We start from the raw sequence: 12,672 nt of genomic DNA on the forward strand, positions 1-12,672 counted from the left end.
GGAAGAGAACATGTCTGGATTTAAAGAAGGTTTTCTGTGGGGCGGCGCAGTGGCGGCGCATCAGCTGGAAGGCGGTTGGCAGGAAGGTGGTAAAGGCATCAGCGTGGCCGACGTAATGACCGCCGGTGCACACGGCGTGCCGCGTGAAATCACCGACGGCGTACTGGCGGGGAAAAATTATCCCAACCATGAGGCGATTGATTTTTACCATCGTTATAAAGAAGACATTCAGCTGTTTGCCGAAATGGGCTTCAAATGCTTCCGCACCTCGATTGCCTGGACGCGCATCTTCCCGCAGGGCGATGAGCTGGAACCCAATGAAGCCGGTCTACAGTTCTATGATGACCTGTTTGATGAATGCCTGAAGTACGGTATTGAACCGGTGATCACGCTCTCCCACTTTGAAATGCCTTACCACCTGGTGACCGAGTATGGCGGCTGGCGTAACCGTAAGCTGATTGATTTCTTCGTCCGCTTTGCGAAGGTCGTGTTCAACCGCTACCAGCATAAAGTGAAGTACTGGATGACCTTTAATGAGATCAATAACCAGGCTAACTTCCACGAGGATTTTGCCCCGTTCACCAACTCAGGTCTGAAGTATCTGCCGAATGAAGATCGCGAGCCGGTAATGTATCAGGCGGCGCATTACGAGCTGGTGGCCAGTGCTCTGGCGGTAAAAGCCGCGCGCGATATTAATCCATCGCTGCAGGTCGGGTGTATGATTGCGATGTGCCCGATTTATCCTCTCTCCTGCGCGCCAAACGATATGATGATGGCAATGAACGCCATGCATCGCCGCTACTGGTTTACCGATGTTCACGTCCGTGGGAAGTACCCTCAGCATCTGCTGAACTACTTTGCGCGTCGCGGTTTCGCGTTGGATATCACTGAAGAAGACCGTCAGGCGCTGGCCGAGGGCTGCGTCGACTATATTGGCTTTAGCTATTACATGTCGTTTGCCACCAAGGCCACCGATGATAATCCGCTGCTCGATTATGACGAAACGAAGAGCCTGGTCTCTAATCCGTACGTGCAGAAGTCAGACTGGGGCTGGCAGATTGACCCGGTGGGTCTGCGCTACTCCCTGAACTGGTTCTGGGATCATTACCAGCTGCCGCTGTTTATTGTCGAAAATGGTTTTGGCGCCATCGACGTGCGCGAGGCTGACGGCACGGTGGACGATCGCTACCGCATTGATTATCTCTCTGCACATATTGCCGAGATGAAAAAAGCGGTGGTAGAAGACGGCGTTGACCTGATGGGCTATACCCCGTGGGGATGCATCGATCTGGTTTCTGCCGGCACCGGTGAAATGAAAAAACGCTACGGCTTTATCTACGTCGATAAAGATAATGAAGGTAACGGAACGCTGGATCGCAGCCGGAAGCAATCTTTCGCCTGGTATCAACAGGTTATCAGCAGCAACGGCGAAACGTTGTAAAACACCCCTTAAGCCCCGTCCAACCCCGCCTGTGCGGGGTTTTTTTATTTTGTTTTATACTGGCTCAGGCAGCGCAAAGCATTTTGGTTGATCCCGGTCAAACATATCGGCTATGGCGCAAATGGAAAAAAGCGGTATAATCCCGCGATTTTTTTTGTGGCTGCCCCTCAGAGGAGAAAGAGAATGAAGATTGTGGAAGTGAAACACCCGCTCGTCAAACACAAGCTGGGCCTGATGCGTGAGCACGACATCAGCACCAAACGCTTCCGTGAACTTGCCTCAGAAGTGGGGAGCTTACTGACTTATGAAGCCACTGCCGATCTGGAGACTGAGAAAGTCACCATCGAGGGCTGGAATGGCCCGGTAGAAATCGAACAGATTAAAGGAAAGAAAATCACCGTTGTGCCAATTCTGCGCGCCGGTCTGGGGATGATGGAAGGGGTTCTGGAGCACGTACCGAGCGCGCGTATCAGCGTAGTGGGTATTTATCGTGACGAAGAAACGCTGGAGCCGGTTCCGTATTTCCAGAAGCTGGTGTCGAATATTGACGAGCGTATGGCGCTGGTGGTTGACCCGATGCTGGCAACCGGTGGTTCAATGATCGCCACAATCGACCTGCTGAAAAAAGCGGGCTGCTCCAGCATTAAGGTGCTGGTTCTGGTGGCGGCGCCGGAAGGGATTGCTGCGCTGGAGAAAGCGCACCCGGACGTCGAGATGTATACCGCATCCATTGACCAGGGTCTCAACGAGCACGGATACATTATTCCGGGTCTCGGCGATGCCGGCGATAAGATTTTTGGTACCAAGTAATTGCATAAATAATAAGAAGCCGACTTTGAGAGTCGGCTTTTTTTTGAATAAAACAAACTCACAGCAACTAATAAACGACTCTCAGAGGAAAACACTATGACGCGCCGCGCAATCGGGGTGAGTGAAAGACCGCCGCTTTTACAGACCATTCCACTTAGTTTGCAACATCTGTTCGCTATGTTTGGCGCAACGGTTCTGGTGCCAGTCCTGTTTCATATCAACCCGGCTACCGTCCTGCTTTTTAACGGACTCGGGACATTGCTGTATCTTTTCATCTGTAAGGGAAAAATCCCGGCGTATCTTGGTTCTAGCTTTGCGTTTATCTCTCCGGTTCTGCTGCTGCTGCCGCTGGGGTATGAAGTTGCGCTGGGCGGCTTCATTATGTGTGGCGTTCTGTTCTGCCTCGTCTCCTTTATTGTCAAAAAAGCCGGTACCGGCTGGCTGGATGTCATGTTCCCGCCAGCGGCAATGGGGGCAATTGTCGCCGTTATCGGTCTGGAACTGGCGGGTGTAGCCGCCAATATGGCAGGCCTGCTGCCTGCTGACGGGCAATCGGCGGACAGCAAAACTATCATTATTTCGATGGTGACGCTGGCGGTGACGGTCTTCGGTTCGGTACTGTTCCGTGGCTTCATGGCCATTATCCCGATTCTGATTGGCGTCCTGGTTGGCTACGCGCTTTCCTTTGTCATGGGCGTTGTCGACACCACGCCGATTGCCGAGGCGCACTGGTTCGCCCTGCCGACGTTCTACACGCCGCGCTTTGAATGGTTTGCGATCCTCACCATCCTGCCTGCTGCGCTGGTGGTGATTGCCGAGCACGTTGGCCACCTGGTGGTGACGGCGAATATCGTTAAAAAAGATCTGATCCGCGATCCGGGCCTGCATCGTTCGATGTTTGCTAACGGTCTGTCGACGATTATCTCCGGCTTCTTTGGCTCAACGCCGAACACCACCTACGGTGAGAACATCGGCGTCATGGCGATCACCCGCGTCTACAGTACCTGGGTTATCGGCGGCGCGGCCATCTTCGCCATTCTGCTCTCTTGTGTTGGCAAGCTGGCGGCGGCGATTCAGATTATCCCGCTGCCGGTGATGGGCGGCGTGTCGCTGCTGCTGTACGGCGTGATCGGCGCGTCCGGTATCCGCGTGCTGATCGAGTCGAAAGTGGACTACAACAAGGCGCAGAATTTGATTCTGACCTCGGTGATCCTGATTATCGGCGTTAGCGGTGCGAAAGTGCATATTGGTGCGGCGGAACTGAAAGGCATGGCGCTGGCGACGATTGTCGGCGTGGGCCTGAGCCTGATCTTCAAACTGATCAGCGTTCTGCGTCCGGAAGAGGTGATTCTGGATGCGGCCGACAGTGAAGATGTAAAACATTGATCCTGCAACCGGGCGGCGATCCCGCCCGGTTCTCTCCTGGCATACTTCGTGGTAAACTCTTCGCGTTTTTCTGTAAGCCTATGATGAGGTCCATCTGAACGCACCGGCACAGCTCTCTTTGCCACTGTACCTTCCCGATGATGAAACTTTCGCGAGTTTCTGGCCGGGTGATAATCCTTCTCTTCTTGCTGCCTTACAGAATGTTTTGCGGCAGGAACACAGCGGGTACATCTATATCTGGTCACGCGAAGGCGCGGGGCGCAGTCACCTGTTACATGCCGCCTGTGCGGAGCTCTCCCAGCGCGGCGATGCAGTGGGCTATGTTCCACTGGATAAGCGCACGTGGTTTGTACCGGAAGTGCTCGACGGAATGGAACACCTTTCGCTGGTCTGTATTGATAACATCGAGTGCGTGGCCGGCGATGAGCCGTGGGAAATGGCTATCTTCAACCTGTATAACCGGATCCTTGAATCGGGCAAAACGCGTTTGTTGATTACCGGCGATTGCCCGCCGCGCCAGCTGAATCTCGGGCTGCCGGATCTGGCATCGCGCCTCGACTGGGGGCAAATCTACAAGCTGCAGCCATTATCGGATGAAGATAAGCTCCAGGCGCTACAGCTGCGTGCGCGCCTGCGTGGTTTTGAGATGCCAGAAGATGTCTGCCGTTTCCTGCTCAAACGTTTAGACCGCGAAATGCGCTCGCTCTTTATGACGCTCGATCAGCTCGATCATGCCTCTATTACCGCGCAGCGTAAATTGACCATTCCTTTCGTGAAAGAGATCCTCAGGCTCTAGTCGTGGCGGATCTCCACGCTTTGCGAACCCCATTCGAATAGCCTGTTTGCTGCGCCATCGCCGTTAACCGCGATGGCGCATTCGCATCAGTTGACGATGTCCAGAACGTTCTCTGGTGGGCGGCCGATACGCGCTTGACCGTGGCTGACGACAATGGGGCGTTCCATCAGCTTCGGGTTGTCGACGATAGCCTGAATAAGCGCATCCTCGCTAATCTGCGGGTCGGCGAGATCCAGTGATTTATACAGATCGTCTTTCTGGCGCATCAGTTCACGAGCGCTCACCATGCCGAGCATTTTCAACAGCTGGCGCAGCGTGGCGGCATCCGGCGGCGTCTCCAGATAGAGCACAACCTCGGGGTCGAGACCGTTAGCCTTCAGCAGGCTTAAGGTGTCGCGGCTCTTGGAGCAGCGGGGATTGTGATAGATTTTTACCGCGTCAGACATGTCGTCTCCTTACATTTTTTGATAGGGGCGGAATCGTGCCTGCAACTGACGCAGCTGATCGATGCGTGCATCGTAGCGAGCCTGCTGCAAACTGCCCAATTTCACCTGCGAGCTGGCGCTACTCAGCAGGGTTATAGCCTGATCGAGCTGGCCGACCAGCGCCATGCCTTCAGCGCGCGCCGCCAGCTCCTGGTCACGATGGCCGAGCGTCGCTTCAGCCTGTGCCAGCAAATCCCAGCCGTTGCTGTCATCTTTGTTGTTAAAGGTGTAGCGGTTGAGGATTTTCTCTGCTTCTGCCGCTTGACCACCCTGTAAGTATGCGTTGGCCAGGTTCAGCTGCAGCACCGGGTTGGTTCGAATTTCACGGGCATTTTTCAGGCGATTAATCGCATCGGCCGTTTTCTTCTGCCCGAGATCGATATCGGTCGCCAGGTCAAGATACCAGGCGTTTTGCGGATCGGCGCTCAGCAGCGGCTGTAGCGTTTTGCGCGCCAGATCGTAATTATTGCTTCCCATCGCCAACAGCGCCCGCCCGTACTGGGAGGCGTGCTGTTCGCGGATATTGCCTTTCGACCACGCGTTCAGCAGATCATCGTCGAGCTTATTTTCTCCGGAATTATACATCCCGAGGGTTCTGGCCTTGGCCATGTAAAAATCGGCCGAGGACTGCACGACGACCGGCCGCATCTGGTTTGCGCGGTTACGGGCATCGGCCAGTCGGCTTTCCGGCAGGGGGTGGGTCAGCAGCATTTCCGGTGGGCGAGTTGAGTAGCGCGACTGGTCGAGCAGTTTGCCCATAAATGCAGGCATCGCCTGCGGATCAAAGCCGGAACGCTGTAGCACCTGAATCCCGATGCGGTCGGCCTCTTCTTCGTTTTGTCGGGTAAAGCTGATCATCCCCTGCTGGGTCCCTGCCAGCGTGCCGGTGAGCGCAGCCATACCTGCCTGCGGGCTGGCCATCGCCAGCAGAATAGAGCCCAGCGCGCCGACCCAGGTCAGCGGAGCGTTGCGTTTTTGGTCTTCCATCGCACGCGCCAGATGGCGCTGCGTGACGTGTGAAATTTCGTGCGCCATGACCGATGCCAGCTCGCTTTCAGTATCTGAATAGCGGAACAGGGCAGAGTGCAGCACGACATTGCCACCAAAGAATGCGAAGGCGTTAATCTGGTCGTTATTAATCAGGTAAAAGTGAAAAGGGGTGCGCACAGAATTCGCGTGCGAGACCAGGCGCATGCCTAAGCCGTTAATATATTGCACCAGCAGGGGATCGTTGATGAGCGGCGCGCTACCTCGTAGCTGACGCACATAGTAATCCCCCATCTGCATTTCCTGGCCAATAGAGAGTGTGCTTCCCGCAGAGGTGCCCATATCTGGCAGGGTATCTGCGGAGTCAGCGAAAGCAGGCAAAATCGACCCCAGCGTCAGCGACGCTATGACGGTTGCCACCAGCGTTTTCTTTAACTGCCTGAACATAACCTCTGTCCTGTAATGTGGGTGTGCCAGTTTGACCGATAGGGCGGCGTAATGTTCCATTTCCGCGCGTCATGCGAGTTTAGCTGGCGCAGAGACTATTGAAAATATGATATTCACACCAGCGTGAATGTTTGTGGCTTTGCTAATAAAAGCGAAGTCTTTCAGGTGACATTTAGATACAATTCCCTCGGTTTTTTTGCCGCTATGCGCTTCAGGGAAGGGTTTATGCTTGAGATGTTAATGCAGTGGTACCGTCGTCGGTTCAGCGATCCAGAAGCGATAGCGCTGCTGGTTATTTTGCTGGGCGGATTCGGCATCATGTTTTTTTTCAGCGGCCTGTTGGCGCCGCTGTTGGTCGCCATTGTGCTGGCTTATTTGCTGGAATGGCCGACAGTCAGGCTTGAGCGCATAGGGCTTTCGCGAACCTGGGCAACCTCATTCGTGCTGATTCTGTTCGTGGGCGTATTACTGCTGATGGCGTTTGTGGTGATGCCCGTTGCCTGGCAGCAGGGTATTTATCTGATTCGCGATATGCCCGGGATGCTCAATAAGCTTTCCGACTTTGCCGCGACGGTACCGCGCCGCTATCCTGCGCTGATGGATGCCGGAATTATCGACGCCATGGCGGACAATATGCGTAACCGCGTGCTGACCGTCGGTGATTCGGTGGTCAAGTATTCCCTGGCGTCACTGGTCGGTCTGCTGACCCTGGCGGTCTATCTGGTCCTGGTGCCGCTAATGGTATTCTTCCTGCTGAAAGACAAAGAGCAGATGCTGAACGCCGTGCGCCGCGTGCTGCCGCGCAACCGCGGGCTGGCGGGGCAGGTATGGAAAGAGATGAACCAGCAGATTACCAACTATATCCGCGGTAAAGTGCTGGAGATGATTGTCGTCGGCGTGGCAACGTGGATTGGCTTTATCCTGTTTGATCTCAACTATTCGCTTTTGCTGGCGGTGCTGGTCGGGTTCTCGGTGCTGATCCCGTATATTGGCGCCTTCGTGGTGACGATTCCGGTAGTCGGCGTGGCGCTGTTCCAGTTTGGTGCAGGCCCGGAGTTCTGGAGTCTGTTTGCGGTCTATCTGATTATTCAGGGGCTGGATGGCAACCTGCTGGTACCGGTCCTGTTCTCAGAGGCCGTCAACCTGCATCCGCTGGTGATTATCCTGTCGGTGGTTATCTTCGGTGGGCTGTGGGGGTTCTGGGGGGTCTTCTTTGCGATTCCGCTGGCGACGCTCATTAAAGCGGTGGTTCATGCCTGGCCGGACGGCCTGGTGGTGGAAGATGAGAAATAAAAACCCTGACGAGGATCGCCGGGATTAAAACGAACGCCGGGTCAGTGAAGCATGACCCGGCGCCCTGCATCGGGCAGAACGTTAGCCGTTCTCTTTCAGCCAGTTCAGCACCACGTCGTGGTGATTGCTGGTTTTAAAGTTATCAAACACGTGTTCGACTTTGCCGTTGCTATCTATCAGGAAGCTAATACGGTGAATACCATCATAGGTTTTCCCCATAAACGATTTTTCGCCCCAGACGCCAAACTGCTCGCAGACCTGGTGATTTTCATCAGACAGTAACGTGAAGTTAAGCAACTCTTTTTCGGCGAAACGGGAGAGTTTTTCCGGTTTATCAGTACTGATACCCAGTACCTCGACGCCCGCTTTTTTTAAGTCATCCATGTTATCGCGCAGGCCGCAGGCCTGAACGGTACAACCCGGGGTCATGGCTTTCGGGTAAAAATAAACCAGAACACGCTGTCCCTGGAAGTCGGTTAAATTTACTTCCTCGCCGTCCTGGTCCGGTAAGCTAAATTTCGGTGCAATATCACCGGCTTTCAGTGGATTCATTACTCAAACTCCATCCTGTTCATCATATTGTGAATAATTAACGATGTTAATACTGCCTTGTGCGTTCAGTTCTGTACATAGGGCTTTGAACGCTTGTTCGATATTTGATGCATTTTGTGTTGCAGGGCTGTGTGCGGTTATCTGAATAAATAACTGCGCTGAATCGTCATCACCGCTGACCTGGGTACGAGAAACCAGTTCGGCGATATTCATATTCCACGCGTCAAACAGGGCAGTGAAACGCTCGATAATGTGCGGCGAGTCCGGTACCTCAACCTGGACCCAGACGGTGTTTGGCATGGCCTGAGGGGGCCGCGCGGTCGTCCGCTTCATTACGATCAGCAAATCCAGCTCGGCACCTTTCAGCGGCAGGGTCGACTCGATAAGCGTAATCGCGTTCCATGAGCCTGAAAGCAGCATGATAAACGTAAACTCGTCACCAAGCATGGCCAGCCGGCTGTCTTCGATATTACAGCCGCAGCTGCTGACGTGGCGGGTGATGGTGTTCACGATGCCGGGACGGTCAGCGCCCAAAGCGGTAATAACCAGATAGTGTTGTAATGAGGCGGTCAAACCTGTTCTTCCTTTAAAAAGGTGAGGTAACATTAGGAAAGCATAAAAAAAACCGGCATACAACATCCCTGATGGCCTCGGGTCTCTTGCTTTTATTACGGCACCAAACGTAACATTGAGAATCTTGTCGCACTTCAGCTCTGAGGATGGCCCATGTTCACGGGAAGTATTGTAGCGCTTGTCACGCCGATGGATGAAAACGGTAACGTCTGCCGGTCAAGCCTGAAAAAACTGATTGATTACCATGTCGCCAGCGGAACCTCGGCGATCGTTTCGGTAGGGACTACCGGAGAATCCGCGACCTTGAGCCATGAAGAACATGGCGATGTCGTAATGATGACGCTTGAACTGGCGGACGGGCGTATCCCGGTCATCGCAGGTACCGGCGCAAATGCAACCGCAGAGGCGATTAGCCTGACCAAACGTTTTAACAATAGCGGTGTTGTAGGTTGCCTGACCGTCACTCCGTATTACAATCGCCCGACCCAGGAAGGGCTGTTCCAACACTTTAAAGCTATCGCCGAACACACCGACCTGCCGCAAATTCTGTATAATGTGCCGTCTCGTACCGGCTGTGACATGCTGCCGGAAACCGTCGGTCGCCTGGCGGAAGTAAAAAATATTATTGGTATTAAGGAAGCGACGGGGAACTTAAGTCGTGTTCATCAGATCAAAGAGCTGGTTTCAGATGACTTTATTCTGTTGAGCGGCGATGATGCGACCGGAATGGACTTTATGCAGCTCGGCGGTCAGGGCGTGATTTCCGTAACGGCGAACGTTGCGGCTCGCGACATGGCGGATATGTGCCGGCTGGCAGTAGAAGGCCAATTTGCGCAAGCTCGTGCAATTAACCAACGTCTGATGCCATTGCATACAAAATTATTTGTCGAACCCAACCCGATCCCCGTGAAATGGGCATGTAAGGCGTTGGGTCTTGTGGCAACCGATACGCTGCGCCTGCCGATGACGCCGATTACCGAAAACGGTACTCAGGTCGTTACCGCAGCGCTGAAGCATGCCGGTTTGCTGTAAAGTTTAGGGAGATTTGATGGCTTACTCAGTACAGAAGTCGCGCCTGACGAAGGTTGCGGGTGTTTCATTGGTCCTGCTTCTCGCGGCCTGTAGTTCCGACTCACGCTATAAACGTCAGGTGGGAGGCGACGAGGTTTATCTGCAAGCGGCGCCGCTCAGTGAACTTCACGCGCCTGCGGGCATGATTCTGCCGGTCCAGGTGGGTGATTATAATATTCCGGTTGCCACCAGCAAAGGCTCCGTGGGCAAAGCATTGGATATCCGTCCACCGGCTCAGCCTCTGGCACTGGTGAGTGGCGCTCGCACTCAGTTTAATGGTGATACCTCTACGCTGATGGTCGAGAACGGTCGTAGCGGTTCGCTGTGGGCGCAGGTTGCCAGCATCGTACAGTCTAAGAACTATGTCATCACCAAACGTGACGATGCCAGCCAGACGCTGAATACCGACTGGGTTGAATGGACTCGCCTCGATGAAGACCAGCAGTATCGTGGTCGCTATCAAATCTCTGTGAAACCGCAGGGCTATCAGCAGGCGGTAATCGTGAAGCTGGTGAACCTGGAGCAGGCCGGGAAGCCGGTATCTGACCCGGCATCTCTGCAACGGTATAGTACTTCGATGCTGAACGTCATTTCCGAAGGTCTGGATATGAACGCCACCAGCGCTCAGAACGCGGCGCAGAAAAATGCCGGGGCCACCTTCGACGTGCAGAGCGCGGCTGATGATACGGGGCTGCCGATGCTGGTTGTTCGCGCACCGTTCAACATGGTGTGGCAACGCCTGCCGGGCGCACTGGAAAAAGTGGGCATGAAGGTGACGGATAGCACCCGTTCGCAGGGCAGCATGGCGCTGACCTACAAGCCGCTGTCTGACAGCAGCTGGCAGGCGCTGGGCGCTCACGATCCGCAGCTGGTGTCCGGTGACTATAAACTGCAGGTCGGCGACCTCGATAACCGCAGCAGTCTGCAGTTCATCGACCCGAAAGGGCATACGTTGACGCAGTCGCAGAATGACGCTCTGGTGGCCGTATTCCAGTCCGCATTCAGTAAGTAATAAAAAAGGGCTGGAGCAATCCGGCCCTTTTTTCTGTATAGTGACGCAAACGTGTGCGTCAGCAGAAAAGCGCAATTTTTATCGTCTATATCTTCACTGGAGTGACAAAGATGCAAAAGCAAGCTGAGTTGTATCGTGGTAAAGCGAAAACCGTTTACAGCACCGAGAATCCGGATCTGTTGGTACTCGAATTCCGTAACGATACATCAGCAGGGGATGGCGCGCGCATTGAACAGTTCGACCGTAAAGGCATGGTGAATAACAAGTTCAACCATTTCATTATGAGCAAACTGGAAGAAGCCGGCATCCCGACTCAGATGGAAGCGCTGCTCTCCGATACCGAATGTCTGGTGAAAAAGCTGGAGATGGTTCCGGTTGAGTGCGTGGTCCGTAACCGCGCTGCCGGTTCTCTGGTGAAGCGTCTGGGTATCGAAGAAGGGATTGAACTCAATCCGCCGCTGTTTGACCTGTTCCTGAAAAATGATGCGATGCACGATCCGATGGTCAACGAGTCTTACTGTGAGACTTTTGGCTGGGTAAGCAAAAAGAATCTGGCGCGTATGCAGGAACTGACTTTCAAAGCCAACGACGTTTTGAAAAAGCTGTTTGATGACGCGGGTCTGATTCTGGTCGATTTCAAGCTGGAGTTTGGTCTGTTCAATGGCGAAGTCGTGCTGGGCGATGAGTTCTCGCCTGATGGCAGCCGCCTGTGGGATAAAAATACCCTCGATAAAATGGACAAAGACCGCTTCCGTCAGAGCCTGGGTGGCCTGATTGAAGCCTATGAAGAAGTGGCCCGTCGCCTGGGCGTTAAGCTGGACTAATTCTCCCTTCGCCAGAGGACGGCCCCGTCTTCTGGCGCTTCGCATGTTGTTTCCTGTGGTAATTCTCCTCTTAAGCGCCTACGATCTCTCATATTAATGAATTTGTTATGTTGAGGTGCCTATGCGTTGGCAAGGGCGTCGCGAGAGCGACAATGTGGAAGACAGACGAAATAGTACGGGTTCGCCAATGGGCGGCGGTGGAGGTTTTCGCCTTCCCAGCGGCAAGGGCGGGATCGTCCTGCTGATAATCGTGCTGGTTGCGGGCTATTACGGCGTTGACTTAACCGGCATGCTGACGGGAGAACCGATCGGCCAGCAGCAAACGACGACCCAGCGTTCCGTCAGTCCGAAAGACGATGAAGCCGCAAAGTTTACCTCGGTTATCCTGGCGACAACAGAAGACACCTGGGGACCTATTTTTGAAAAAATGGGGCGTCAGTATCCGCAGCCGAAGTTGGTGCTTTATCGCGGCTCCACGCGGACCGGCTGTGGTGCCGGCCAATCGGTGATGGGGCCGTTCTACTGTCCGGCGGACAGTACCGTCTACATTGATCTGTCTTTCTATGACGAGATGAAAAATAAGCTCGGCGCGGGGGGCGATTTTGCTCAGGGCTATGTTATCGCCCATGAAGTGGGCCACCATGTACAAAAGCTGCTAGGGATTGAATCGAAAGTGCGCCAGCAGCAGCAGAATGCGTCGCCGGCGGAAGTCAATCGCCTGTCGGTTAAAATGGAGCTTCAGGCCGACTGTTTTGCCGGCGTCTGGGGCCATAACATGCAGCAGCAGGATGTTATGGAGACCGGTGATCTGCAGGAAGCCCTCAATGCCGCCGAAGCCATCGGCGACGATCGCCTCCAGCAGCAGAGCCAGGGGCGTGTGGTACCGGACAGCTTTACGCATGGTACTTCTGAGCAGCGCTACACCTGGTTCAAACGTGGTTTCGACAGCGGCGACCCGGCGCAGTGCAATACCTTTGGTCGCGCGCTCTGATTGC

The 12,672-nt window shown here is 54.3% G+C and carries 13 protein-coding genes; 9 read left to right on the forward strand and 4 right to left on the reverse strand.

From position 1 onward, the window contains the following. The first annotated feature begins 10 nt into the window (after window positions 1-10). From ACMYSK_RS00355 to ACMYSK_RS00370, 4 genes are all read left to right on the forward strand, one after another. Window positions 11-1,441 (forward strand): 6-phospho-beta-glucosidase, encoded by a 1,431-nt coding sequence (locus tag ACMYSK_RS00355; RefSeq protein ID WP_434639340.1) that lies wholly within the window; start codon window positions 11-13, stop codon window positions 1,439-1,441. A 183-nt stretch (window positions 1,442-1,624) separates the two neighbouring features. Continuing rightward, entirely contained in the window at window positions 1,625-2,251 is a 627-nt protein-coding gene (gene upp, locus ACMYSK_RS00360) for a uracil phosphoribosyltransferase (RefSeq protein WP_004866196.1), read from the forward strand. A gap of 96 nt (window positions 2,252-2,347) precedes the next feature. After that, window positions 2,348-3,637, forward strand: a complete 1,290-nt coding sequence (gene uraA, locus ACMYSK_RS00365) for a uracil permease (RefSeq protein ID WP_434639341.1) — start codon at window positions 2,348-2,350, stop codon at window positions 3,635-3,637. A 94-nt stretch (window positions 3,638-3,731) separates the two neighbouring features. Beyond that, window positions 3,732-4,433, forward strand: coding sequence for a DnaA inactivator Hda (locus tag ACMYSK_RS00370; RefSeq protein ID WP_434644382.1), 702 nt, complete (start codon window positions 3,732-3,734; stop codon window positions 4,431-4,433). An 86-nt stretch (window positions 4,434-4,519) separates the two neighbouring features. Here ACMYSK_RS00370 and arsC read toward each other — a convergent pair whose 3' ends face one another. Together arsC and bepA are read right to left on the reverse strand one after the other, a co-directional pair. Beyond that, window positions 4,520-4,879 carry an arsenate reductase (glutaredoxin) gene (gene arsC, locus ACMYSK_RS00375; RefSeq protein ID WP_434639343.1) on the reverse strand — a complete coding sequence of 120 codons (360 nt, stop codon included), beginning with the start codon at window positions 4,877-4,879 and terminating at the stop codon, window positions 4,520-4,522. A 9-nt stretch (window positions 4,880-4,888) separates the two neighbouring features. Then, window positions 4,889-6,352 carry a beta-barrel assembly-enhancing protease gene (bepA, locus tag ACMYSK_RS00380; RefSeq protein WP_434639345.1) on the reverse strand — a complete coding sequence of 488 codons (1,464 nt, stop codon included), beginning with the start codon at window positions 6,350-6,352 and terminating at the stop codon, window positions 4,889-4,891. Between the two features lie 225 nt (window positions 6,353-6,577). Between bepA and ACMYSK_RS00385 the strand changes: the two genes are divergently transcribed. Further along, the gene (locus ACMYSK_RS00385) at window positions 6,578-7,645 is read left to right on the forward strand and encodes an AI-2E family transporter (protein WP_434639347.1); all 1,068 of its coding nucleotides are present in this window, start codon (window positions 6,578-6,580) and stop codon (window positions 7,643-7,645) included. 81 nt (window positions 7,646-7,726) lie between these two features. Here the strand turns inward: ACMYSK_RS00385 and bcp are convergent, their stop codons facing one another. Then, the gene (gene bcp / locus ACMYSK_RS00390) at window positions 7,727-8,197 is read right to left on the reverse strand and encodes a thioredoxin-dependent thiol peroxidase (RefSeq protein WP_100683280.1); all 471 of its coding nucleotides are present in this window, start codon (window positions 8,195-8,197) and stop codon (window positions 7,727-7,729) included. A 3-nt stretch (window positions 8,198-8,200) separates the two neighbouring features. Beyond that, window positions 8,201-8,770, reverse strand: coding sequence for a glycine cleavage system transcriptional repressor (locus ACMYSK_RS00395; RefSeq protein WP_434639348.1), 570 nt, complete (start codon window positions 8,768-8,770; stop codon window positions 8,201-8,203). A 153-nt stretch (window positions 8,771-8,923) separates the two neighbouring features. Between ACMYSK_RS00395 and dapA the strand changes: the two genes are divergently transcribed. The 4 genes from dapA (at window position 8,924) to ypfJ (ending at window position 12,668) form a co-directional block, all read left to right on the forward strand. Further along, the gene (gene dapA, locus ACMYSK_RS00400; protein WP_434639349.1) at window positions 8,924-9,802 is read left to right on the forward strand and encodes a 4-hydroxy-tetrahydrodipicolinate synthase; all 879 of its coding nucleotides are present in this window, start codon (window positions 8,924-8,926) and stop codon (window positions 9,800-9,802) included. Window positions 9,803-9,818: 16 nt separating this feature from the next. Next, window positions 9,819-10,853: an outer membrane protein assembly factor BamC gene (gene bamC / locus ACMYSK_RS00405; protein ID WP_434639350.1), complete on the forward strand. Its 1,035-nt coding sequence runs from the start codon at window positions 9,819-9,821 to the stop codon at window positions 10,851-10,853. Between the two features lie 110 nt (window positions 10,854-10,963). After that, the gene (gene purC / locus ACMYSK_RS00410) at window positions 10,964-11,677 is read left to right on the forward strand and encodes a phosphoribosylaminoimidazolesuccinocarboxamide synthase (RefSeq protein ID WP_434639352.1); all 714 of its coding nucleotides are present in this window, start codon (window positions 10,964-10,966) and stop codon (window positions 11,675-11,677) included. A gap of 121 nt (window positions 11,678-11,798) precedes the next feature. Beyond that, window positions 11,799-12,668 (forward strand): KPN_02809 family neutral zinc metallopeptidase, encoded by an 870-nt coding sequence (gene ypfJ / locus ACMYSK_RS00415; protein ID WP_434639354.1) that lies wholly within the window; start codon window positions 11,799-11,801, stop codon window positions 12,666-12,668. Window positions 12,669-12,672 lie beyond the last annotated feature (4 nt).

This window comes from Klebsiella sp. I138 (assembly GCF_051131765.1).
Classification (GTDB): Bacteria; Pseudomonadota; Gammaproteobacteria; order Enterobacterales; family Enterobacteriaceae; genus Klebsiella.

Excerpts from the sequence above, each read along its gene's own strand:
- purC (WP_434639352.1), top strand. The coding sequence starts at position 10,964 with ATGCAAAAGCAAGCTGAGTTGTATCGTGGTAAAGCGAAAACCGTTTAC.
- upp (WP_004866196.1), top strand. The coding sequence starts at position 1,625 with ATGAAGATTGTGGAAGTGAAACACCCGCTCGTCAAACACAAGCTGGGC.
- bcp (WP_100683280.1), bottom strand. The coding sequence starts at position 8,197 with ATGAATCCACTGAAAGCCGGTGATATTGCACCGAAATTTAGCTTACCG.
- ACMYSK_RS00355 (WP_434639340.1), top strand. The coding sequence starts at position 11 with ATGTCTGGATTTAAAGAAGGTTTTCTGTGGGGCGGCGCAGTGGCGGCG.
- ACMYSK_RS00385 (WP_434639347.1), top strand. The coding sequence starts at position 6,578 with ATGCTTGAGATGTTAATGCAGTGGTACCGTCGTCGGTTCAGCGATCCA.
- ypfJ (WP_434639354.1), top strand. The coding sequence starts at position 11,799 with ATGCGTTGGCAAGGGCGTCGCGAGAGCGACAATGTGGAAGACAGACGA.
- bamC (WP_434639350.1), top strand. The coding sequence starts at position 9,819 with ATGGCTTACTCAGTACAGAAGTCGCGCCTGACGAAGGTTGCGGGTGTT.
- bepA (WP_434639345.1), bottom strand. The coding sequence starts at position 6,352 with ATGTTCAGGCAGTTAAAGAAAACGCTGGTGGCAACCGTCATAGCGTCG.
- dapA (WP_434639349.1), top strand. The coding sequence starts at position 8,924 with ATGTTCACGGGAAGTATTGTAGCGCTTGTCACGCCGATGGATGAAAAC.
- arsC (WP_434639343.1), bottom strand. The coding sequence starts at position 4,879 with ATGTCTGACGCGGTAAAAATCTATCACAATCCCCGCTGCTCCAAGAGC.
- uraA (WP_434639341.1), top strand. The coding sequence starts at position 2,348 with ATGACGCGCCGCGCAATCGGGGTGAGTGAAAGACCGCCGCTTTTACAG.